Below are 24,057 nucleotides of genomic sequence, written 5' to 3'. Positions count from 1 at the left end.
ATTAGTTATCTTCTTTTTTTGTCCGCAAAAACGGCTGGCGCAAGTATTCCGGCTGCTCCCCACAAATCAATTTCCACTGATGATTCTGATAAATCGGCTTGAGTGAGCCGAATTTTTTTTGCTTCAAAAAATCTTCTACCGTCTGCTTGTTAGATTGATAGAATTTTAATTTCAATGCATCAGCCTTCTTACCTTTGAGTTTTCGAATCTTATCCAATTGATACGGATTGATCTCTAATGAGATAGATTGATTCAAATTAGCCTTGAACTCTAACAACTGCTGAATATCCTCGATCAAAAAGGATTTTTGCTTATATCTAATTTTATTAAATGGCCCAAATAATTTTATACTGTAAAACAAATTTATTTGTTCATGCTCTGAATCCAACATAATCAAGTAGAACCCCCATGGTTTGCGATATGAGATGAACTTCAGGTGTGCCCGGTCAATTTTATTAGACAAGTATTCACCGCCTAATATCCAAATATTTGGGATTTTCAACGCATGGTAACTTTCGACCCGACTCGACAGCTTATCCACATTGATCTTGGCACACTGATATTCAATAATTGTCTTGCGATTGATGAAGATATCTGGCCGCTGCTTGATCGTCTTCAAATAATACTCCGACTCAATATTTTGATATCCGAGAATCTTCAATGCATCGACAATCAGCTCCTTACCCTTCTTGTGAATATCACGTTCATTCTCCTCATTGTGATTCGCCGTCTCATGCTTAAAAAAAGCATTGTTATCATTCTTGATCAGAATCACCGGTCGCTCACATTTTACACAAAAATATTTATCTTCGAAATTACTCTCAACTGCATTAGTCAGTCGCTTATCTTGATTAAGTGCCGCATACATATTCTTCACCTCTTAAACTAAATTACGTGAAAAATAAAAAAAGCGTGCAAGTTATGCACACTCCCTTGTTTAAAAATACTGAACTAATCGCTTGTGACCAGTTCCATCAAAATAAGTCTGAAAATTAGTATTGAATACATAACCCAGATTCCGACTATCAAGAATCGACGGATCACCACCATTGACGATCATCCCATTCTTGTATAACAAAACCCAGTCTGACAACATTGCTAACGTATCAATGTCATGATCAACAATGAAGAATGACTGATATTGTTTTCGGAAGCGAATTAAATTGACCAGCTTCGCCTTGTACAATGGATCAAGATTGTTGAACGGTTCATCCAAAAAGACATAGTTAGTATTCTCAATTAAGACTGATAAGACTAATAGAACTTGTTGCTGCCCACCAGATAGATTGTTGAAGGATTCATCCAACTTGTCAGCTAAGCCAAAGTAATTCACGAATTCCATGTAATCGATATTCTGCTGATTACTCATATCAAGGATCGACCGCACACTGATCAAGCCATAGACACGTTCACGCTGATTGAAGTACGACACCAGTTGTGAACGCTGCTTAATCGGCATACTCAAGAAGTCAGTGTTACGATATGAAACTTGCCCTTTGTAGTCTTGAATCTGCCCCGTCATAATCTTCAACAAGGTACTCTTACCACTACCGTTAGGACCGATCAGTGACGTCACACCACGTTCTGGGAGTGCCACTGACAAATTATTTATTATTAAATTATCATCATATGAATAACTAATATTCCTTGCTTCCATGGCTACCTCTCAATACAAAATAAAATAGGATCGGTGCACAGATCAAACTACAGATCAATCCGGCTGGGACTTCGACTGGGAAGAACAGATTGCGACCAATAAAATCAGAGGTAAGCATCAAGTTAGCACCTAATAAAACCGTATCGAAGAAATAATTCTCCGTCTTAGTGCCATTGATCGACTTAACGATATTGGGAATAACGATTCCGATAAAGAGGAATTCACCCACGATACCAACAATCGTCGCAATAATAATACTTATGAGAACGAGAATATAAATATTTATTTTTTTAATATCAATCCCTAATTCGGTGATCTTATTGTCATTGAATGAATAATAAGGGATGTACTTGTCGAACAAGACCAAGACTGACAACAAGACACCACCGAGAATCACCATCAAATAAGTCACGTCAGGACTGACTAGATTGAAGCCTGAAAAAATCGAATTGTCGGCGTGTGTAATGTAACTCATCACCTGATTCAAACTGATGAAGAACACCGTTAGACAAACACCGAACAAGACAAAACGTGTCGGCCCAATGTTCTTCGACTTCAACCAAATCAAAATAGCGACCAAGATGAACGATCCCACAGCCCCGTAGATAATGTTCGAGCCTAAGAATGCTGGTAAAAAGATTGCCAAAAGATTCTTAAAGAAACTCGTACTAGAAGTCAATCCAACTAATCCCGGATCGACCAAATTATTACGAAATATCAGCTGCAAGAACAAGCCGGCAATACTGATCAGACCACCAGTAAATAACGCGACCATCGTTCGGCTGATTCGCAACTGGAGAATTGGATAATCACTCGTTTGAATATTAAAGACGTTTACCATACTATTGTCGCCTGAGAAAATATTCAAGAAGACAAATATTAATAAGACAATAATATTGAAGAACAAAAACTTATTAAACTTACTCTGCTTACTTATTGACAATTTTATCAATCCCATTCATCGCTTTAATAACATTCATATTGGCAGTAGATGAATAAGTCGGTTCTCTCAGGTAATAAACCTTCTTATTCTGAAACGCTGGTAATGACTGCCACATCTTATTGGAGAACTCTTGCTTAAATGACTTTTCCACCGTCTCAGGCATCGCATGTGCTAAACAAATAACGATCTCCGGTTTGGACTTTTGAATCTCTTCCATATTGACAGAAATATATTCACCATGGGAATTCTTCGGTTCGATCACCTTGTTATTGGTGATCTCAACTAGCGATCCAATATAAGAATTACTAGTAGCTTGTAAGTAACTACCACCGGGCATTCCAAACAAGACCAAGACCCGTTGACGAGGACGATTCTTATTCTCTTGTTCAATCGACGTTTGACGTTTATCCAACTTATCAATGAACGCCTGTGCATAAGTTTCCTTATGGTACTTCTTCGCCAGCATATTCATCGACTTCTTCAATCTGCGACCGTCTGCAAATTAACATACTTAACATTGATGTCATTCGCCTTATAACTGTCCCCCTGCATATCCTTGAGCGTAGTCACTGAATAAACCGAATCTGCATTCAGCTTTTTGATTTTTTCCATACTAGGAGCATTCGGTGTCCCCACTCGTTCAACGTCCTTGTAATTCTTAGGCAAGGGATACTCTGAACTCGGCATCCCCTTTAAGTCCATATGTAATTCATCCGCCATCCAAGTCAGCGCATCGGTCGTCATTACAACTGAACCACTTTGTTTGGCTTGATTGACTGATAAATCATGCAAGAAAAATATTGCGATAATACTGATCAACCAAAGAAAAAAGACGAAGATTATTTTTTTAGAAGAATTTCTTCGTTGCAAAATATCCTCCGCCTGCAACCAATGCCACTACGGTCGTGATTGCTGTAATTCTTGGAATGTTGATATGATTCGTTTTATTTTTCTTGTCTTTTTTCTCAATAGCTTTGGTTTTACTATCTGATTTCTTAGCTGAAGCTTTTTTCTTGGTATCATGACTTAGCTTCTTAGGTTTGCCGATCGTAACGGATCGTTCGCCATTATCAGCTGCACTGTTATCAGCGTTACTATCAGCGGAGTTCCCACCATTGTCGCCGTTATCAGCTTGTCCAGCATCAGCCGCCGGTGTGTTTTGTCCACCATCATTATTGTTGGAAGAAGCTGATGGTGCGGAACCACTACTACTCAAACTAGGAATATTGAAGAACTTCAAAGTAAAAGTATGGGTCGCATGGATATTGTACGAATCAACATTAATCGTCATTGTACCAGTGACATTTGACAATTGGTCAGATTCAAATGTGATTGCTGAATAATAATTACCACCATCTTCATAATTCTTGATCCCCGTGGTATTAACATTCATCGACTTAACTTGTACCGGGTACTTACCCAACGCCTTTTGCGTCTTAATCGTATAGGTGACCTGGTACTTATTATTAACGATATTGAGTTGTGCCGGTTTGACCATATAGGCATCGGCGTAACTAGTATCGCTCGTTCCCGACTTCAAAGCGCTGAAGTTGATAGTTGCGGCATCTGCCGTTAGTTGAAGGCTATTAAACAGTGCCACAATAAAAAACATTAGACTGGCAAAAATTAAATACCCTATCTTCTTCATTATTTTTTACCTGTGAACTTTACTTTACCAGCGCCAGCTAATGTAACAGCTAGAATGATGAAACCTGCGTACATGATGTATACTGGTAAACCTTTAGCGTCTGTTTGTGGTAGTGTGCCAGTCGATGAGCCTGTTGCGCCACTTGTTGAAGTGTTGGTTGGTGTTGATGGAGTTCCCGTTCCAGTATTGTTACCTGAACCTAGAACTTGGCCATTACCGTTATTCTTAGGATCAGTAATTGGTAACTTAGATGTATCAAATACTAGGTCAGCCGATTCAGTTGCTGTAATAGCGTTGGGAATATTCAAATCCATCTTAACTGGAATTGCAGAGTTCAATTCTGATAAGTCACCAATATTAAATTTGAAGCTCTTTAAATAGTTATTGTCATCAGATGTTGTTGTAACTGTACTTTGATCAAGTGCTTTACCATTAACGCTGTAATCTTAACGCCATCTTCAGTAAATGCCTTTTGATATTGCATTTGTACCTCAACGGTAAATCCACTTCCATCTGTATTCTTAGTTACAAAAGCCGTCTTAGTAAAGTATTGTGATGATAACGATGCAGTATTCGTACCAGTTTTATCTACAACATAAGGGACCTTGTATTCACCTGTAATTTTATCTGATGCATCACTGTCAGTTTCGTCATCAACATCAAGTGGTTTTGTAGCATTTGCGTCAGCAATTTTTTGTTGAATAGTTGTAGCTAGTGCTTTAATACCTGACTTCAAAGTATCAACTTTAGAATCAATATTATTTTTGACTGTCTTAGCTGAATCTATTGCTGTTTGAATCTTTTCTATTTCAGCTTCCTTTACAGCATCTTTAGCACCCTTTGCATTCTTCAAATCAGTTTTAATGGTATCAATCTTAGTTTTGAGTTGAGAAATCAAACCATCAATTTCTTTTTTATTATTTTGTAGCTTACTAATTTGATCTGAAACGTCAGTAATAATTTTTTGTGCTGCTGGTGAATCGGCGCTGTCTTTCTTTAGTTGAGCTAATTTTGTTTGTAGATCGGCGATGCTTTGATCTAATTTTTCATTTGCTGTTTCTAGAGCATCTTTTTGGTCAGAAATGCCATCCAGATTGTTTTGAAGTTCTGTAACTTTATCATCTGTGGAATTCTTATCATTATTAGTGTCATCATTTTGAAATACTTTTTCTGCACTAGTTATACCATCTGCATCATATTTCAAATCAACTGTCTGCTCAAACTTTCCCCCCATATTAATGGTATAAGGTACTCTTGAATTCTTTAAATCGTCTAGTTTATCAATTTCGAAATGCGTTTGAAGTGTATTCCCACCGTTTGATGGATCAATCTTTATCGGCGCAACTCCGTTAATCTTAGTAACCGTAATTTTTGATACACCTGTTCCAGTTACAATCACTTGAACATCAAAACCGCCATCTGAATTCTTAGTAATAACTGATTCATTAGTAAAAAAACCTGCTCCAGCCATTGGTGGTACATCTTCATCAGTATTACTATGATCCAAAACTTCATAATTTACAGTTTGAGTTTGTATATCTGCAGCTGAATTATCATTAGAAGACGATACTGCTTCACTTTTTACGGTTGTACCAGCCCCTAACAAGCTACTTAAACTGTTCAATAAACTACTAATGCTAGATGTATCAACTCCAGCTGCACTAACTTCAGTAGGATGGTCAGCAATATAACCAGTGGCAGTGCCGACACTCCCCATCAGAATCAACGCCGCACTAAATAGTGTTATTCCTTTATACTTCATAATTTAATCTCCCCTATCAAATCGAAGTTTATCGCTTTTTTAATATCGATAAATGTAATTTAAGAATATAACAGCGTTTTCACTACGTCAATACATATCGTCCATATTCAGGAATAATAAATATTCCAAAAATATATATACAGTAAATAAACCCTAATTTTATGCTTTTGAAGCCATTTTCATTAAAATTTATATTAATTCACGTCCAACAATATTATTTGGTAAATGATTTTTATCTGGTCGTAAATCAGCGTGTTCATTACCACTACTTTCAAATATATTCTCACCTTGAGGCTTAAAAATAAGTGTTCCATCTGATTCTTTCATTAATGTATATTCAATGTTTTCTGGAATATTAAATTGCTCTGGAATTCTTAAAATCACTGACTTATCCTGCTTAATAGTTTTCATTATTTCACCCATCCTTTTGTACTCACAAAGTAACATTCTACATGATATAAACCTAACAATACGCAAAAAAGAAGCTACCAAGCGATAACTTCTTTTCTTGTTTCTTCTATTATATTGTTCGTTTTTCAAAATGAGTTGCAGAAGGGCAAACCTCTACGCTTACTACGCTTAACAAATGCACCAACTACGTTGGCACCTTCGTTAACCTAGGTAATGCTCAAGGTCTGACCGCCTTCTTCCACTCTCTTAATTCATAGTCATTCCACCAGTAACATTAATCCCCTGACCAGTCATATAATCTGACAAGTGGCTCGATAAGAACAAAACAACATTCGCAACGTCCTGCGGCTGACCAGTTCTCCCTAAGGGAACTTGGCTGTTATCTTCTTGTTCAATGTCATCTGGTGTTAGTCCACGAATTTCAGCACCGTCTTTTCGTTCACGATGTTTCATTGAAGTTTCAACGATTCCTGGACAAACTGCATTGACGTTGATTCGGTCGTGAGCTACTTCGATTGCCAAGGTCTTCGTTAATCCCAACACGGCGTGCTTGGATGCAACATAGGCAGACATTGCTCGATAGCCATTTTTACCTGCTTGAGATGCTATCAAGACAACCTTTCCTGGTCGCTTGGCCTTGACCATTTCATTGACGATATACTTGGTGATCAAATATGTTCCTCGCGTATTCACAGCAATCGTCTTATCGAAGTCACTCGTCTTACTCTCAATCAAATAATTCATTGTCGATATCCCGGCCACATTGACCAGCACATTCGGTATCAAATTATTGGCGATAAGTTGAGCTGTAAGATTTTCAACACTATCTTCATCACTGACATCAAGATGAATCTTATACAATTGTTCTGATTCTTTGGCGATATCGTTATTGTCAAAAGCCAAATCGGCACAAATAACGACTGAATTTTCATTCAAAAAAGTCTTCGCAACTGCTTCTCCAATTCCTTGATGTCCCCCAGTGACCAATACTACTTTGTCTGTTAATTCTTCAAATAAACTCATGAACTCGACTCCTTCTTATAACTAAATTACGTGTCTTTCGTATGGATCATTACTGATTCCTTCTTCAAGAATCTTCTTCGACCATTCCTTAGCTGAGAACAATGAGTGATCACGGTAGTTACCACAGCTGTACTTGTCAGTGCCTTGAACATCCTTCCATTCAACCTTGTTAGCAATGTCATCGAGTGCACCCTTCAAAGCTTCCGCAACTTCGGTCGTTGAGTGTTCACCCCATGTGATCAAGTGAAATCCTGTGCGACAATCGAATGGTGAACAATCGATTACGCCATCAAGGCGGTCTCTCAACAAGCCAGCTAATAGATGTTCAATAGTATGTAATCCAGCAGTTGGAATAGCATTTTCATTTGGTTGAACTAGACGCAAGTCATAATTCGAAATAGCATCACCCTTTGCTCCATGTTCTTCAGTAATCAATCTGACGTATGGTGCCTTAACCTTTGTGTGATCCAATGTAAAACTTTCAACTTTTGCCATAATATAATTTCTCCTTAAAATTTCATTTTTTATTAAACGAGTTACAATAGTCAGATTTCTGCACCTACTATTTCCACTCTCTATTTCAAGTAACTCAGTGGTTTATTAACTTCGATTTTAGTTCCGTAATACTTTTTATTAATATATTTTTGAATCGTCTTATTGTGATACAACTTGACTAGTTTCTTATATTGCTTGTTATTCTTGTTCTTTGCGGCAGTTGCCAAGATATTGACGTTGTCCTTAGTGCTTTGGTCAACATTTTCGTGGTAGATGGAATCGGTCAAAACATGTAGTCCGCCATCTAAGGCAACCGTGTTGGAGATCAATACAACATCGACATCGTTTAGAACACGAGGACCTGTCGTATCATCGATCTCTTTGAACTTCAAATTCTTCGGATTACTCTTGATATCCTTGGTATTGCTTAAGGCATCGAATCCTTTATCAAGTGTGATCAAACCAGCTTTTTGTAGTAGCAACAAATCTCTGGATGTGTTGGCTGGATTATTAGCAATGGCGATTGTTGTACCATCGGGAATGTCGCTAACCTTCTTGTACTTGTTAGAATAAATTCCTAATGGTTCAAGATAAGTTGTCCCTAAGGCGGCTAACTTGCCGTTAGGATTTTGCTTATTGTAGGCCAAGTAATATGACCATGACTGAAAGGCGTTGACGTCGACTTGACCTTCAGTTGTTGCCTTATTGAGCTGTGTACCGTCGGTAATTTCTTTAACTTTGATATTGAGCCCTGCTTCCTTAGCTTGCGAACTTTTGGCAATATGTTGCCAAATCTCAAGGTCTGAGCCTTGTGAACCAACGGTAATGGTCTTGCTCTCAGATGATGCAGAAGCATTATTACCACAACCTGCCAACAAAAATACTGATAAACCTAATAGAATCGCTCCAAAAATTTTATGCCACTTTTTCTTCATTTTTCATTTCCCCCTCAAATTGAATACCTTCTAACTTGAGTACCACATGGGTGGTTTATAAATTACAACTCGCATATATCCGCCTCCTCAAAATCTTATGCAACAAAAAATCGTCCCTACATACGCAGAATTACTCTGCAATGTAGGGACGATTACCGTGGTACCACCCTAATTCGTATTCCAGTTACCCAAAATACCTCAACGACACTAACATGTCCGGGATGATATCGCATCCTTGCGTACCTTTGGCTTCCACCTAGGTAAGACTCCAAGCTCATCTTCAGTACGACTTTCGTTCCGCCTTTTCACTATCTGACGGTCACTATTCAAACTACTCGCTGACTTACTCTTCTCTTCAACGTCTAATAAGATTAAATAATCTTTAATCATTTGATTGGTGATTAATTTACACTTTTAAAATTATATTGTCAAATAAAAATTTAAATTAATCATGATACACTTATAGTAATCAAACGGTTAAACGCACAAATATCAATACGAGGGGGAATTCTCAAATGTTAAAATTCTTCAAGGAATATTATATTTATCTAGCCATTTCATACGTGATGTTCTTTCTTATAGCCAATCAATATGTTGAATTACAAACGGGTAAAAAGTTTTCTTTAGAAGGAACTTTGTATGCCATTATTTTGATAATAATTGATACGATTATTAACTGGATATATTTTGAATATCTATCTCGAAAACGAGGTAAATAAAAAAGTGCCACCTTTCTCAGGTGACACTTTTGTGATTTATCGTTCCCACTATGGTAGAAATACCCCTATATACCTGTTCTGTTCCTACTAAGGCAAGGATACTCCCATAATTATATATAGTCCTCACTAAGGTAGAGGTACTCCTAAACAGCTGGTCTAACAATTACTTACCGTTTACTACAGAATCATCTTCGAGGAGCATACAATTTATGTTCAAAGTCTAAGTACATAATATAAAAAACTGGATCAATGAAACGACCAATAATACGAGTTTCATAAGGGTTATTATTCTTACACAATCTAAAAATATAATACTTACTTCTCGATTGATTTGCTCGTTTAATTCCAAATTCCTTGTGGTCCACCAACTGTAATAATTTAGCATTACTCGGTAAATCAATTTCTTTAAGAACCTCAAGCGTTTGCCTTTTATTTCCAACAATTAATTCAACCATGGACAATTCTGACATCTCATGAATTCTTCTAAAAAGATATTGGCTCTGTATTCCGAATTTTTTATTATTCAAATTATACTTATCGTTATCACTTAGAAAAGAAAAATTGAATGCTATTCTTTTTTCCTTACTATCAAGAATATCATTCAACTTCAGCTTACTAAATTCACTGCTCTGAATACTCTTTTGAACCTTCGTATTTTTAAGCTTTATTTTACCCATTATCCTCTATTCAACAACTTCAGATTTAAAATAATCTCTAATCAATTCAACCGGTATAACTTCATTATGCTTAGTTTCCATCCATGGTCTTTCACTATGAGTCATATTTCTTAACTGTGATCCGGAATATTCAGCATACTTATCATAAACAGCTTCCAAAACAGAATTAACCATTTCATCACTATTTACCGTTCTAAAATCCGACAACTGGTGTTCAGTAATATCATCATCAATGGACTTTCTTCCCTTATATTCTTGGAAACTTCTTCTACAACGGGACCATGATCCCAATGAAGAATATCGTTTGAGAATAATCTATCGTCACTTACAGCTAGATAAACGCCCTGTGCATAATACAATAACTTGTGAAGTTTCATCTGTGTCATTGGATCAATGGCGTCATCTTCTATCATCATTGCCTTGTGCTTTGCCAAAAACCAATTAGCAATTTGCTTAGCATCAAACATTGTCATTCCTCCTCACAGAATATAATAATTCTTGACTAAATAATAACATCAATAACTAGTATTGTATCTTATTTGAATTACCAAAAGTTCGACTTTACAAAAAATTTACAAACAAAAAAAGCCGCCAAAGGCGACTTCTAATTCTTAAAATAGTGTCTAGTTAACTCTAAAGCTGTGTTACTCATAACTTCTTTACCGTACTCTGACAATACAGCAGCTGTCACCTTAGTCTTGAAACTATACTCACTCAACATTGCCATAACGTCGTTGTAAGTCATATCGTGCATTTCATCAGTAAACAGGATCAATTGCAAGTAGTACTTACCTTGATATTCCCATAAATTAGAAACTCCACTCTCCAAGTGCAAAAGGTCAGCGAGTTGAACGTAATCTTCAAAATCCTTAAATTCAACAATAATTGCCTTTGTAGGTGTATCAGGGTCATTCAAGTATGGTGCAGTATCCTCATCGTACTCGGCATTACCCAACTTAGCATTATCATATTCAAATTGATTATTATCAGTATCTTCATCATTTGAATTTTGTAACGTATTTAATGGCAATGAACCAGCGCCATCAACATCGTCACTCTTGCTAATAAGTAACTCCAAACCCTGTTTATTTGGCATAATCTGAAAAGTTACCGGTTCATTGTTAGAGAAAACGTGGTCCTTGTCAACTTCATCCAAAATACTGTAGAAAAATGATTCGATCTGTTTCTTGTTTCCCAAGAGATCAAGAACAGTTACTCCACGATCTTGCAAATCCTGCGTACTAAGAATGACTCTGATTGTGTTCTCATTAAGTCGATCCATTTCCATCATAGTCACCTCAATTCTGTATCTACATTTTAACAGTCTCATAAACTTTGTAAAGTAAAGAAACCTCTCTATGTTTAGACAAAATTATACGCTATTTACCATGGTCCAATCAAGCGTTGTGGTGTAGTTCCCCATTGGCGTTTGATAACTATGTAGATTCATCAAAAAGCCATGATTGCTGTCCCAAGAAAGACTCTTGGTTCCGTTGGCAAGCTTGCATCGTAGATAGTTGTCGGCGTTGTGCTAATAACTGAATCATTGCCTGAATTATCTCGGAAAATGAATGAATTATCTAACGTATCACCAACACTATTAGCTAGTGGTTTCTCCATATTAACTGAGATAGTTGTATTAAGTGTTGTGACAGGATAGACATTATTATTCAAAGTAATTGCCCAGTTACTCTGTTCACGTGGTGTGATTCCTTGATCTGGCATTGCTGTTCCATAAGACAGATCAGGTACATCCATTGAAACATCCATGTATGGTTGTTGTTGCCAGACGTAAGTTTGAGCTGCACTTCCAGTTGTACCGTACAGGTTCAAAATATCATCTTGCGTATATAGTTCGCCAGCTGGAGCATGTAGCGTTCCGCCCTTTTCTGGTGCTACCGTCTGCCAACGTTCACTGACTGACTTGTATTGCGTTGGTGTCGATGAATCATAAATAGAAATACCCGGGCTATGTACTGGAAGTGCCGATTCTTCCGTGATTACTGAATTTTCACCCAGAGTAATTTGCCAAAGATTACTCATACCATTGAACATAGCAGTTGTATCAGCCTTGGTTGTATTCCAATTCGATAAATCAATCCCAGATAATTTTCTATCATAGTTGAATAGATCAGTCATATCAGTAACCTTATCAGTATTCCAATTTGACACATTCAGACTCTCTAATACACTACAACCATTAAACGTATTCTTCATAGTTGTTACAGCAGAGGTATTCCAATTTGATACATCCACATATTTTAATAACGAATCTCCCATGAAAATACTATCTAAGTTAGTAAGCTTCTGTGGTGCCCAGTTAGAAGTATCAAGATTTTCTAACTTGGGATCCATATTGAACATTGACGATAGGTTGGTCGCCTTGGGCATATTCCAACTAGATGTAGATGCAGTAGTTAAATTTGGACATCTAGTAAACATCTCTCCAAAGTCTGTTCCTGAACTAACATCCCAATCATTAACAAAATCATACGAACTAAATTGAGTCCCATAAAACATTTGGTTAAAATTAGTAACTTTACTTGTATCCCAATCACTAATATTTAGATCAGTAAAATCTGTAATAGTAGAATCCTCAAACATTGCACGTAAATCGGTTGCAGAAGATGTATCAAAATTACCAATTATTTTTTTTAAACTAGATGTATTCATAAACATTCCAATAAATTTAGTAACTTTTTTAGTGTTAAAGTTGCTCAGATTTATGGTCTCAAAACCCGTGCCCTCAAAGACTCTTTCCATATCGGTTACGTTGCTTGTATCAAATTGGTCTATTCCCTTCAAGGTCTTTTCATTTAACAATATATCTTCATTAAATAAATTAGCCATAGTTGTTACTCTGCTTGTATTCCAACCAGACAAATCAAGATGCTGTAATTTTGTGCATTGATAAAAAGTCTGAGATAAATTTGTAACATTCTGAATATTCCACTTTTCAACATCCGGCATACTTGTAAAACGAGTACTTCTAAATGTACCACCCATATCTGTTACCTTACTCGTATCCCAGTTATCAAGGCCCTTTATTTCTACTAAGCTTGAATCTGAATAAAACATACTATTTATATTAGTAACTTTCGACCTATCCCAATTTGAAATATCAATTGTTTTCAAACTGTACATTGATGAAAACATAGATGACATATCAGTAACACTAGATACATTCCAATTCATGATCTCACTCATATCCAATTTGCTACTACCTAAAACATTCCCCTCATAATGGTAACCTTTGAAGTATCCCAATTTTGCAATCCAACTATATTTGAACCACTCACAGACTGAAATAAGTAAGCCATATTAGTTACATTAGAGACATTCCATTCGGACAAATCCATATTAGAGACTAATCTTGCCACAGCAAACATGCCTTCCATTGAGATAACATTGCTTACGTCCCACTTATCGATTCCGGTAATAGTTGTTAGCTTCTCATCGTAATAGAACATGTTCATCACAGAAGTAACATTACTCATGTCAAGATTACTTACATCTATACTGTTTACATTAGGCAACTTAGCAAAAAGTGCATTAGAGTTTGAATTAGCTACAACCCCAGGGTCTACATAAACCGCAGTTATTTTAGCTGCATATGGCGCCCAATCTGCCTTCGGCAACATATTATTATTATTACCAGTATTCCCCGCTCCCAATACCCCAGCGTGAATAGTAAGCAATCCAGTATCATCAATATCCCAATCACAAGTACCAAAAGTACCACTCTCAGTTATAGTGGCTGACAGTGGTGCAATTGTATTAACTGGTGTGCTTTCAGCACTTGGTGCATTCTGCACGACGGCACTGTTTTCATTCAACATCCCTTGAAGATCAGACGAGTTCTCAACACCGACATCGTCTGCCTTAACCATCTGTGGTGCACATAACAGCAACAATACGCCACTGAGTGCGATAATCAGTCCCAGCACATATTGCCTGTTTTGCTCAGATATTCTTACTCCCATCATAATTATATCCGCCTTTTATAGATTGTTACTTATTTAACATATTGCAGTATATCAATATAATCATGGCATTTTTATCCAAATATTATAAAAGCATTTTACAATTATCGACATGTAGTAAACATATGATTGAGATAATACACACTTAAGCAAAATATGTGTATTATCTCTTTATTTTTGGCTTTTTTTAGCCTCAATTCAGATACAAAAATATCCCTGTCATACATAATGTATAACAAGGATAAATTTAAATACTATTGACCATCGTCCAATCAAGTGTTGTCGAATAAGTCCCCATTGGTGTCTGGAAACTGTGCAGGTTCATTAAGAAACCGTGATTACTGTCCCATGATAGATTCTTAACTCCGTTCGTGACCTTCCCGTCATAGATAGTTGTCGGAGTGGTACTGATAACTGAATCATTACCGGTATTGTCACGGAAAATGAACGAATCGTCCAGTGTATCGCCCGCATCATTAGCAAGCGGTGTTTCCATGCTTACTGCGATAGTTGTATTGAGCGTTGTAGCAGGATAAACATTATTATTCAATGTGATTGCCCAACTATCTTGTTCACGCGGTGTGACCCCCTGATTGGCAGATGCCGTTCCATATGATAAGTCTGGTACATCCATCGAAACATCCATGTATGGCTGCTGCTGCCAGACGTAGGTCGTGTTCTCTTCTCTAGGAATCGTATTTAATTCTGAACTAGTACGCAAAGCACCAACCGGTTCGTGATCTGAACCGCCATTATCATAATCGACCTCCTGCCACTTAGGACTAATACTGTAATATTTGTTCTCAGTAGTAGGATCGATTATTTCAGTGTTTTTTGCAGGCGGTGTAGGAAATGATGAACCAATATTGGTTCCACTACTATTAGTTCCTGAGATAACTTGGGTCTTCGGCCCTAACGAAAGCTTCCACAAGTTAGGATTATACGCGAACATTTGAAGCATTGATGTGACCTTACCTGTGTCCCAATTAGAAATATCCAGTTCAGCCAGATTGGTCATATAAGAAAACAAGTATGACATATTCGTAACTTTGCTAGTATTCCAACTAGACAAATATAATTTTTCCAGTGACGTATCCTGGTAAAAAGTATTATTTAATGATGTTAAATTAGGTGTCTCCCATGTAGAAACATCAAGGTTTTTAAGATTTGGATCAGCACTGAACATACTGTTAAATGAGGTTGCACTCTTCGGATTCCATTGGGACAGATCCAGCGATGTCAGATTAGGATTTCCAGAAAACGCTGAACCAAAATCCCTACACTTTGAAACATCCCAACTCAATACATTAAGATCAAGCTCTTCAAAATTAGGAATAGTTGATGTGCTGAAGACACCATTCATATTAGTAACATTTGAGGTATCAAAATCACCAATAATATTTTTGTTAGAAGACAGATAGAACATAGAACTCATATCAACTACCTTACTTGTATCGAAACTACTCAGATCTAATACTGGTACACCGCAGTTAGCGAACATGTTACCCATCTTCGTAACTTTGCTGGTGTTGAAGTTAGTAATACCTTTTATCTCGGTCAACTTAGGCGTGTAATGAAACATATAAGTCATATCTGTAACGTTAGAAGTATCCCAGCCTGACAGGTCCAGGTAATCAAGACCCAAACAATAATCAAAGACACCGTTCATATTCGTAATATTGGAAGTATCCCACCCCTCAATATCACGGATATTTTGATTCTTAGTATTCCCATAAAACAGCCATCGAATATCAGTAATCTTATGATAGTTCCATTGATCCAATCCTTTAACACTCGTTAAACCGTCACAGAAGTAAAAAAGCAAGGGTGCCTTTTCAACGTTAGAAACATCCCATGCGGATAAATCTAATGTAGTTAGATTCCGCATGTTTGAAAACATCGATCCAATATCAACAGCACTAGACATATCCCATTTTTCAATATCTGACATACTCGTCAACGGCAAATAATTAAAAATACTACTAAAGTCTTGTACCTTGCCTGTATCCCATTTATCTAGTCCAGATAATTCGACAAGTTTTGAATCTCCAAAGAACATATTATTCATATCAGTAACATTACTGGTATCAAAGCTAGAAACATCTAAGCTAACTAACTTAATATCGTTATAGAACATATTGTGCATATCCTGAACTTTGCTTGTGTCTAAATTATTCAAGCCAATAATATTAATCAAAGATACATTTTGATGCAGAGAATTATTAGCGTCGTTATAACTACAAGCAAACATATATGACATGTCAACAACATTGCTAGTATCCAGATTAGTTACATCAATTGTTTGAACGTTTTTCAAGCCAAAGAACAATCTACCAGAATTTTCATTTGCAACTACTCCGGGATCACAAACAACATTGGTAATATCGTCATTCATCCTACCGTCAGCAACCCAGTTACCGATTCCTTTGCCCAGAACTCCAGCATGAATCGTCAATAATCCTTCATCATCAATATCCCAATCACAAGTACCGAACGTACCACTATCAGTTATAGTGGCCACGAGTGGGGCAATTGTATTAACTGGTGCATTTTGCACAACAGAACTGTTTTCGTTCAACATTCCTTGCAGATCAGACGAGTTCATAACTTCTACATCGTCTGCCTTAACGACTTGTGGCGCACATAATAACAGCCAGATACCACTGAGTATAATAATGAATCTTAATGTGCAGTGTTTCTTTTGCTCAGTTGATTTCGCTCCTACCATGATTATTTCCACCTTTAAGTAATTTGATAATTTTTTAACAAGTGGAAGTATATCAATATAATCATGAGGGTTTAGTTCAGATTTTATAAAACTATTTTACAATTATCGATATCAAGTCAATAAGTGGTAGAGATAATACACAAATAGCCAAAATGTGTGTATTATCTGGTGTTTTTAAGCTATTTTCACTCCAAAAATGAGCACAAAAAAATACCCACCATACACGACGTATAGTAGGTATAAATCAACTATCCAACTGATCTTATAAACCAGCCATAAGTTGAGCTTTTTGTAGCTCCATAGTTCTAACACTTCTTGGCAAGAATCTTCTAATTTCGTCCTCATTGAAACCTACTTGGAGACGTTTGTCATCCATGATAATAGGACGTTTTAACAAACCAGGATTCTCTTGAACTAGTGTCAACAATTGGTCAATTGTTAAGTCGTCAAGATCAACATCGAGGTTTTGGAATGCTTTGGAACGAGTAGAAATAATTTCTTCAGTTCCGTTTTCTGTCATTTGTAATACTTGTTGAATTTCTTGTTTGTTTAAAGGTTCTGAATAAATATTTCTTTCTTTGTAAGGAATGTCATGTTCTTCGAGCCAAGCCTTTGCTTTACGGCATGAAGTGCAACTTGGAGATGTATAAATAGTTACCATTATAATCTCTCCTTTTCTTATGTATTATTCAATACTATTTGAACACATAAATATTTTACCTTAATCCGAAAATAAAATCTATACTTTTTTGTATAAAAAGTACGAATATCTGTTCTACAAATCGTATATTGTGAAAAATAGCACCTTTAATATCAATGTTTGTGTAACGAGTTCACAATTTATATAACTATAAAATTATTTATAGTATTAGTTATAATTTATGGATATATACTAAAAACTTATACAATCAACATTCTTACTAAACATTGATTTCGAGCTCTGCGAACGCACTCACTACCGGAATATTTCCAGCATATTTTTGTGATTGTTCTAACATAGTCTGTGAATCGACTGTCTGTGGCAGGTGGCTGATGAGCAATCTCTTAACACCAGCATCCTTCGCTAAGGTACCAGATTCTTGAGTATTCATGTGCCACTTTCTGCCTGTGACATCTTCTGGGAAGTTTGTATCTGTGATCAATAGATCAGCACCCTTAGCGAAGTCTACCAGACCGTCGAAGTAAGTTGTATCAGCGGTGTAGACAATTGTTTTGTCACCCTTCGTGATCCTCATTGCGTAAGCTGGAACTGGGTGGATCGTACGCATGAACTCGAACTTGAATGGTCCAATCTCAGTCGGCTCATAATCATTATAAGCAATCCCCTTACTTGCACCTTCACTCGTTAATTGAGCAAAGTTGACAAAGTCTTGGGTGTGACCGTAAATTGGAAGTGGTTCAGGTTTCTTCGCTGCGAGCCAATTATACTGCAGAACTCCAACATCAGCGGTATGATCATGGTGATAGTGCGATAGGACAACAGCGTTCAGATCTGTTGGGGAGATGAAGTTCGATAATTCATTAAGAACTCCACTACCGCAATCGATCAAGAGATTGAAGTCATCGTCGCGCAACAAGTAACCTGACGTTCCGATACCCTTGTAAGGATATCCTCCATAATAACCTAATACTGTAAGTAACATAGAAAGCCTCCAAAAATTTTTGATTGAAAGGATTTCAAAATCATGAACATAACATTAAAGCTAGGTACATATTCATTTTTAAAACATCAACAAAATTCTGCTGATACTTTATTAAAACCCTTATTTGATGATAAAACAGACCATCTTTTAATAAAAGAATTAACCAGAAATGGGCAATACCGCAAGCTGACTGGATTCATCGATTCCAATGACGAGGTGTATTTATTGACATATCTCAAATTCAATGTAGACCAATCAGCATTATTTCAAAGCAAATTCATTGATACCGACAAAATTAACTATAACTCAGCAATATACCAACTTCGTGAAGATTTGCAAAGTTATCTAATTATCAGCACCTTCGATAATCAAACTCACATGGAAGATGGTCGTAAATATATCCAAAATAAGATCGATAATGGTATTCGTTCTGACTCAAAAGTACCATTCGGATTCTTCACCAAAGAATATCAAGTCATTAGTTAATTCTACGCTTAACACTTCGCCATGAAATCAAATATGTGATAATGCCAATTATTCCGTATAAAATGACATAACCAGCAAATATCCACATGAATTCATATTTCAGCGAATTCCAACCATTATCGGCTAGTAAGATCAGAGCATATGACTGCATGAGTGCAAAGACTAGCGGGATTATAAAGGTCAAGGCATTCTCACTGCGAACGATACCGCGGATTTCTTGGTTGCTGACACCAATTTTTTTGAGTGTCTTCAATTGCCGCCATTCATGATCATCTCGCAATAGTATTCGCAGTGTCAAGACACTACCCAGAGCAATTAGGAGCGCTATGCTGAAGATAGCAATCATGAAGATGAAGAAGCCAACGATTTGATTCAAGTGCCGCTTAGCACTCTCCTGTCTGACGAAACCTGATTGAATGTAATTATTAGGAGACTGATCCATTGAGCTGTATTTTTTGATGGTGAATTCCGAATCATTTAGATTAGACTTGGCATTAACACTGATCATATACGCATTCCTCAGCCTATCAAGCTTTTTTACCTGCTTCTTGGATAGTTTATCGCCATGTTTAAAATACCAGCCATAGAACGTGTCAGTCGCTTTGGTGGATAGCTTATGATAATAAGCATCTGGTACGATCATTAACGAACCAGCATACATCCCTCCACCGTAAGGAAATGACGAACCGTTTTTTCTAGTGACAATTTTTTTGGCATTTTTAACATGCCATTCGACTTTTTCTTCTGAGAATCCAAAAGTTTCGTTATTTCCAAAACCGATTCGCATGAATTGATGAGGATTGATGTAGGGATTATTCTGTCTGATTTTGTCAGGTAATTTCATATACTCGGAATAAGACATGAATGAAGCTGGTCGTTGAACTAAGATATGTCCTGATGTATCAAGGGTTGAAACCAGCGTTATTTTGATATTCGAATGGTATTCTTTCTTGACCTGCGTCTTACTATCATTGATGATATTTCTCACATCATCAGCAGTATCACTATTAGCGGTCAAGGCAAAAGGATATTCAGCGTGATAATTATCATAGATCAATTGATACCCGAAATAACAAACTGTCAGCAACATCAACGCTAAAGTTGATAATTCAGTCACAAACCACAAAACAGACGTGTTGTGTTTCATCCGATTCTTCAAATATTTGAAACTGAACATATTCAAGCCAGAATATGATATTCGTTTGATTTTTTGTAGAACCGTTAACAAAACCGGCAAGAAACCAAAGTAGATCAAATACGTCCCGAAGAAAAAAGCAAAGAAAATATAGATGATCTGCATGATAATCCGGTCACCATAACTTTGATAACCAAAGTTTTCAAAATTAGCAAACATACTGATGGTCACTGCAATCGCTGTGGTAAAGAGCAAGATTCCTAACGTTCCAGCTGGTATTCGCATCCAAAAGTTGACCTTGCGTGCCTTGGACTTTTTAGTTCTGACTATGCGATAAGTCCTAAAGGCATTCATGATGCTAAAAACTAGAATGGCGTAGCGGCAATTTGCAGCAGCGTCGTCAGACTCACCAGTCTGAGGTACATCGTAAAATTGGATCTGACGTGCATTAGATACAACAATAACATTCCGAAAAACTTCTGAAATATCAGAGCTTCGATTATTCCTAATACCCAAGCGATAACTTGAATGATAAATGTCTGCAGGAAACCAATTACGATAATCGTAAATTTGGACATGCCTAGTTTTTGGAAAGTTAAGAATTCGTGTTGCTGCTGTTTGATGAAGAAACCACCGACATACGCCATGTAAACGAAGGCTGAGATGGCGAAGACAACACTAAGTGTAAAGACGATCGGCATCAGCGAAGTGCGCCACATACTGACGTCATGCTTCATGATCTTGTTGTTGGTCAATGAGAGCAAGATACTAAACAATCCAATGGCGAAGCTACATGCCAAAATATAAATCAAGTAACTGTCTCGCATATTTGTGAGGCTTTTTTTAATTATCTTGAGATACATTGAAATAACTTCCGCCTCCAATCGTTCGTTGCATGTTGATGATCTGCTCGAAGAAGTCCTCACGTTTGCCTGAATTGACTATCTCAGAGAAGATCGTGCCATCTTTGATGAAGATTACCCGACTGCAATAACTCGCCGTGAAAGCGTCGTGTGTGGCCATCAGAATAGTTGCCCGCTCACGCTGATTGATGACTTGCATATAATTAAGCAGAATCGTCGCTGACTTAGAATCCAAACTACCGGTCGGTTCATCAGCGAAGAGAATCTCCGGATTATTGATCAAGCTCTGGCAGCTGAAACTAGCTGGCGTTGCCCTAATGAGAGGTCATCCACATTACGATTGCTGAGCTTCTCGATATTCAACAAGTAATTCAAATGTTTAACTCGCGACTCGATGAATTTTTTGTTCGCATGATTGAGTGCTAATGGCAAAATAATATTTTCTTTGACATTCAATGAATCAAGCAGCTCGAAGCTCTGATAGATGAAGCCCATCTTATTGCGACGGTACTTGGCTAGTTCACGATCATGTAATTGTGTCATGTCGATGTCGTCAATGATGACTTGGCCGTGATCTGGACGTTCATTAGTCGAGATCATATTGAGCAAGGTCGACTTCCCCGCGCCACTAGGCCCCATAATGCCGAGGAACTCACCCTTGTTGACTTCAAGACTGATATCCTTGATGGCATGGACCGCATTTAGACGTTTGCCATAATCCTTGGCGATGTTTTTTACGATAATTTGCACGTTAATTTCTCCAATAATTAAGATAATATTGTTATTATAGTAGATAGTGTCTTCATTTTAGCACGAGGGGGTTTCACAATGGCCAAAATTATGATTGTTGAAGACGATCAATCGATTGCTAAGCTGATCAGTGAGAATCTTGAGAAGTGGCAGATCGACACACACATCATTGAAGACTTCAATCAAGTAATGGAAGAATTCAATGATTACAAGCCGGACTTAGTATTGCTGGATATCAACTTGCCAGTTTACGACGGCTACTATTGGAATCAAGAGATCCGTAAGGTTTCCAAAACACCGATAATAATTATTTCGTCTAGAAATTCTAACATGGACCAAATCATGGCAATGAATATGGGTGCCGACGACTTCGTTGAGAAACCATTCTCTGTCGATATTTTGGTTGCCAAAATCAATGCCTTATTACGTCGTACTTATGACTTCACCAAGAACACAAGCGATATCATCGAACACAATGGCTTGAAGCTGAATCTATCCAGCGGAACTGTTGAGATTGGCGCTGATAAGATTGACTTATCGAAGAATGAATATAAGTTATTGCAGAGATTGCTGCGGGATCAAGGCAAAATCGTCACACGTGAACAATTATTGAACTTCATGTGGGATGACGAACGTTTCGTCGATGACAATACATTGACTGTTAACATCAACCGTCTGCGTGGTAAGATCGAAAAATTTGGCTTGAAGAATTATATCGTAACTAAAGTGGGACAAGGATACATCATCCTTAAGCGAGGCTAATATGACTTTTTTTTAAATATCTGCGCGATCATCTATTGTCACTACTGTCGATCTTGATAAGTGTGACCTTTATTGAAGCAATCTTATTCTTAGATCCACACGTTAAATTTCAAACTGGAACGCTGATTTATTCATGGTTGATTGCGGTTCTGTTTGCCTTTTTAGGCCTGATATTTGCCTACCTACGCAAGAAGAGTTGGTATGAAACATTAAATAATTATCAAGAAGACCTATCAAAGGAATTACACGGTGCTTCCAACAATGAACAACGATTCATCCAAGACAAGATCAATAATATTGCTTTGGAATATCGTAATGAATTGACTGAATTGTACCAGAATCAAAATGACCAACAAGAATATACTGAGTCTTGGGTCCACGATATCAAAGTACCCTTGGCAGCTTTGAAGCTGTCGCAAGATAGCGACTTAGATAAGGACTTGATCGACGAGGAAATCGACCAGATAGATTACTTAGTTGACCAAGCACTATACTTTGCCAGATTGAATAACTTCTCCAACGATTACTTGATTCAGGAACAAGATCTGAACAACATCGTCAAGTCTTCAATCAGATCAAATAAACGCATGTTTATTTCTAAGCGCATTGGGATCAGCCTAGATGTGACTGATGACAAAGTTCTGACTGATGAGAAATGGCTGAGCTTCATTCTCAATCAAATCATTACTAATAGTTTGAAGTACACCGACCAAGGTGGCAAAATCGAAATTTTCACAACTAATTACCACAATAATGTCGAATTGCATATTAAAGATAATGGTATCGGAATCGAAGATAAGGATATTAGCCGTATCTTCAACAAAGGATTCACCGGTGATAATGGCCGCAAATCTGGTAGTAAATCAACCGGGATCGGATTGTATCTGGTTAAAAAGATGGTTGATAAGCTTGGACATAAGATTGAAGTTAAATCTGAAGTTGGTGTTGGTACTGAAATCGTTATTACCTTTTTGGATTTGCCTTATTATCAGCAGTAAAAAAAATACTAACACATCAGATAGATATGTTAGTATTTTTTATTGTCTTAAATGACCGATTAAAAGTCTTTTAAAAAACTTTTAAAGATATTAAACTATGAATAACTAAAAGGAGGCATTACAAAATGAAAATTTTAGACGTTCCAACAAGCAATATTAGTGAACTAAAAAGATCTCCTAAGTCTGTATTTGAAAAAGCACATGCTGAGAAAACTGGACTATATGTATTCAGTCGTGATACACCTGCCGGAGTCGTAATCTCCGTTGATGATTACGAAAATTTAGTAAAAGAAAATAACCAACTACAAGAAAAGGTTTTTGAACTGGAAGCTGCGAAGAGACTAAAAGAACCACATAAAATACTTTCCGACTACGAAGTACGTGGAGAAATTGCCAACAATAAGCCAAGTCTTGATCCCAATGATGGGTGGGAATAGTT

At 37.0% G+C, this 24,057-nt stretch carries 27 protein-coding genes and 1 pseudogene; 4 read left to right on the top strand and 24 right to left on the bottom strand.

Annotation, left to right across the window (positions count from 1 at the left end):
• Window position 1 precedes the first annotated feature (1 nt).
• From JCM14932_RS00985 to JCM14932_RS00885, 21 genes are all read right to left on the bottom strand, one after another.
• The gene (locus JCM14932_RS00985; protein ID WP_025023207.1) at window positions 2–868 is read right to left on the bottom strand and encodes a competence protein CoiA; all 867 of its coding nucleotides are present in this window, start codon (window positions 866–868) and stop codon (window positions 2–4) included.
• Window positions 869–937: 69 nt separating this feature from the next.
• Entirely contained in the window at window positions 938–1,657 is a 720-nt protein-coding gene (locus JCM14932_RS00980; protein ID WP_025023206.1) for an ATP-binding cassette domain-containing protein, read from the bottom strand.
• Entirely contained in the window at window positions 1,638–2,600 is a 963-nt protein-coding gene (locus JCM14932_RS00975) for an iron ABC transporter permease (protein WP_025023205.1), read from the bottom strand. The genes JCM14932_RS00980 and JCM14932_RS00975 overlap by 20 nt, the downstream gene beginning before the upstream one ends.
• Entirely contained in the window at window positions 2,587–3,084 is a 498-nt protein-coding gene (locus JCM14932_RS00970; RefSeq protein ID WP_025023204.1) for an ABC transporter substrate-binding protein, read from the bottom strand. Before JCM14932_RS00970 ends, JCM14932_RS00975 begins: the two co-directional genes overlap by 14 nt.
• Window positions 3,081–3,470 (bottom strand): TroA family protein, encoded by a 390-nt coding sequence (locus JCM14932_RS00965; protein WP_025023203.1) that lies wholly within the window; start codon window positions 3,468–3,470, stop codon window positions 3,081–3,083. The genes JCM14932_RS00970 and JCM14932_RS00965 overlap by 4 nt, the downstream gene beginning before the upstream one ends.
• Window positions 3,448–4,248: an NEAT domain-containing protein gene (locus tag JCM14932_RS15805; RefSeq protein WP_025023202.1), complete on the bottom strand. Its 801-nt coding sequence runs from the start codon at window positions 4,246–4,248 to the stop codon at window positions 3,448–3,450. The genes JCM14932_RS00965 and JCM14932_RS15805 overlap by 23 nt, the downstream gene beginning before the upstream one ends.
• Window positions 4,248–4,586 carry a hypothetical protein gene (locus tag JCM14932_RS00955; RefSeq protein WP_025023201.1) on the bottom strand — a complete coding sequence of 113 codons (339 nt, stop codon included), beginning with the start codon at window positions 4,584–4,586 and terminating at the stop codon, window positions 4,248–4,250. The genes JCM14932_RS15805 and JCM14932_RS00955 overlap by 1 nt, the downstream gene beginning before the upstream one ends.
• 35 nt (window positions 4,587–4,621) lie before the next feature.
• Window positions 4,622–6,010, bottom strand: a complete 1,389-nt coding sequence (locus JCM14932_RS00950) for a coiled-coil domain-containing protein (RefSeq protein ID WP_025023200.1) — start codon at window positions 6,008–6,010, stop codon at window positions 4,622–4,624.
• Between the two features lie 189 nt (window positions 6,011–6,199).
• Entirely contained in the window at window positions 6,200–6,421 is a 222-nt protein-coding gene (gene mazE, locus JCM14932_RS00945; protein WP_034542295.1) for a type II toxin-antitoxin system PemI/MazE family antitoxin, read from the bottom strand.
• A gap of 246 nt (window positions 6,422–6,667) precedes the next feature.
• Window positions 6,668–7,444 carry an SDR family NAD(P)-dependent oxidoreductase gene (locus JCM14932_RS00940; protein WP_025023198.1) on the bottom strand — a complete coding sequence of 259 codons (777 nt, stop codon included), beginning with the start codon at window positions 7,442–7,444 and terminating at the stop codon, window positions 6,668–6,670.
• Window positions 7,445–7,465: 21 nt separating this feature from the next.
• Window positions 7,466–7,939, bottom strand: a complete 474-nt coding sequence (locus JCM14932_RS00935) for an S-ribosylhomocysteine lyase (protein ID WP_025023197.1) — start codon at window positions 7,937–7,939, stop codon at window positions 7,466–7,468.
• A gap of 80 nt (window positions 7,940–8,019) precedes the next feature.
• Window positions 8,020–8,874: a MetQ/NlpA family ABC transporter substrate-binding protein gene (locus JCM14932_RS00930; protein WP_025023196.1), complete on the bottom strand. Its 855-nt coding sequence runs from the start codon at window positions 8,872–8,874 to the stop codon at window positions 8,020–8,022.
• 904 nt (window positions 8,875–9,778) lie between these two features.
• Window positions 9,779–10,270 carry a hypothetical protein gene (locus JCM14932_RS00920; protein WP_025023194.1) on the bottom strand — a complete coding sequence of 164 codons (492 nt, stop codon included), beginning with the start codon at window positions 10,268–10,270 and terminating at the stop codon, window positions 9,779–9,781.
• Between the two features lie 6 nt (window positions 10,271–10,276).
• Entirely contained in the window at window positions 10,277–10,444 is a 168-nt protein-coding gene (locus tag JCM14932_RS17360) for a Panacea domain-containing protein (protein WP_268870354.1), read from the bottom strand.
• Between the two features lie 11 nt (window positions 10,445–10,455).
• A complete protein-coding gene (locus tag JCM14932_RS17355; protein ID WP_268870353.1) occupies window positions 10,456–10,737 on the bottom strand; it encodes a Panacea domain-containing protein in 282 nt (93 codons plus the stop codon).
• 137 nt (window positions 10,738–10,874) lie between these two features.
• Complete coding sequence (locus JCM14932_RS00910; RefSeq protein ID WP_025023193.1) at window positions 10,875–11,558, bottom strand: adaptor protein MecA; 684 nt, start codon at window positions 11,556–11,558, stop codon at window positions 10,875–10,877.
• A 161-nt stretch (window positions 11,559–11,719) separates the two neighbouring features.
• On the bottom strand, window positions 11,720–13,465 hold the full coding sequence (locus JCM14932_RS00905; RefSeq protein ID WP_162149781.1) for a BspA family leucine-rich repeat surface protein: 1,746 nt from the start codon (window positions 13,463–13,465) through the stop codon (window positions 11,720–11,722).
• A gap of 29 nt (window positions 13,466–13,494) precedes the next feature.
• On the bottom strand, window positions 13,495–14,256 hold the full coding sequence (locus tag JCM14932_RS00900) for a BspA family leucine-rich repeat surface protein (protein ID WP_025023191.1): 762 nt from the start codon (window positions 14,254–14,256) through the stop codon (window positions 13,495–13,497).
• Window positions 14,257–14,500: 244 nt separating this feature from the next.
• Window positions 14,501–16,981, bottom strand: coding sequence for a BspA family leucine-rich repeat surface protein (locus JCM14932_RS00895; RefSeq protein WP_025023190.1), 2,481 nt, complete (start codon window positions 16,979–16,981; stop codon window positions 14,501–14,503).
• Between the two features lie 262 nt (window positions 16,982–17,243).
• Complete coding sequence (gene spxA / locus JCM14932_RS00890; protein ID WP_025023189.1) at window positions 17,244–17,642, bottom strand: transcriptional regulator SpxA; 399 nt, start codon at window positions 17,640–17,642, stop codon at window positions 17,244–17,246.
• Between the two features lie 259 nt (window positions 17,643–17,901).
• Window positions 17,902–18,624 carry an MBL fold metallo-hydrolase gene (locus JCM14932_RS00885; RefSeq protein ID WP_025023188.1) on the bottom strand — a complete coding sequence of 241 codons (723 nt, stop codon included), beginning with the start codon at window positions 18,622–18,624 and terminating at the stop codon, window positions 17,902–17,904.
• A gap of 42 nt (window positions 18,625–18,666) precedes the next feature.
• Here JCM14932_RS00885 and JCM14932_RS00880 point away from each other — a divergent pair, with 42 nt between their 5' ends.
• On the top strand, window positions 18,667–19,110 hold the full coding sequence (locus tag JCM14932_RS00880) for a hypothetical protein (RefSeq protein WP_025023187.1): 444 nt from the start codon (window positions 18,667–18,669) through the stop codon (window positions 19,108–19,110).
• Here the strand turns inward: JCM14932_RS00880 and JCM14932_RS00875 are convergent.
• From JCM14932_RS00875 to JCM14932_RS14080, 3 genes and pseudogenes are all read right to left on the bottom strand, one after another.
• Window positions 19,103–20,530, bottom strand: a complete 1,428-nt coding sequence (locus tag JCM14932_RS00875; protein ID WP_025023186.1) for an ABC transporter permease family protein — start codon at window positions 20,528–20,530, stop codon at window positions 19,103–19,105. The two genes, JCM14932_RS00880 and JCM14932_RS00875, sit on opposite strands and share 8 nt — an antisense overlap.
• Before the next feature lie 80 nt (window positions 20,531–20,610).
• The gene (locus JCM14932_RS00870) at window positions 20,611–21,108 is read right to left on the bottom strand and encodes a hypothetical protein (protein WP_025023185.1); all 498 of its coding nucleotides are present in this window, start codon (window positions 21,106–21,108) and stop codon (window positions 20,611–20,613) included.
• Window positions 21,089–21,864: pseudogene (locus JCM14932_RS14080) on the bottom strand (ABC transporter ATP-binding protein). The gene JCM14932_RS00870 and the pseudogene JCM14932_RS14080 overlap by 20 nt, the downstream one beginning before the upstream one ends.
• A 72-nt stretch (window positions 21,865–21,936) precedes the next feature.
• Here JCM14932_RS14080 and JCM14932_RS00860 point away from each other — a divergent pair.
• The 3 genes from JCM14932_RS00860 to JCM14932_RS00850 all read left to right on the top strand — a co-directional run bounded on the left by JCM14932_RS00860 (window position 21,937) and on the right by JCM14932_RS00850 (window position 24,055).
• Window positions 21,937–22,620 carry a response regulator transcription factor gene (locus tag JCM14932_RS00860; RefSeq protein ID WP_025023184.1) on the top strand — a complete coding sequence of 228 codons (684 nt, stop codon included), beginning with the start codon at window positions 21,937–21,939 and terminating at the stop codon, window positions 22,618–22,620.
• 35 nt (window positions 22,621–22,655) lie between these two features.
• Entirely contained in the window at window positions 22,656–23,618 is a 963-nt protein-coding gene (locus JCM14932_RS14075; protein ID WP_081776077.1) for a sensor histidine kinase, read from the top strand.
• A gap of 125 nt (window positions 23,619–23,743) precedes the next feature.
• Window positions 23,744–24,055, top strand: a complete 312-nt coding sequence (locus JCM14932_RS00850) for a type II toxin-antitoxin system prevent-host-death family antitoxin (RefSeq protein ID WP_025023183.1) — start codon at window positions 23,744–23,746, stop codon at window positions 24,053–24,055.
• Window positions 24,056–24,057: the final 2 nt, after the last annotated feature.

Origin of the sequence: Companilactobacillus nodensis DSM 19682 = JCM 14932 = NBRC 107160, from assembly GCF_000615905.1 — a bacterium.
GTDB classification, from domain to species: Bacteria; Bacillota; Bacilli; order Lactobacillales; family Lactobacillaceae; genus Companilactobacillus; species Companilactobacillus nodensis.
Note: the sequence above shows the minus strand (reverse complement) of the source record. Positions and strands in the feature narration are given on the sequence as shown.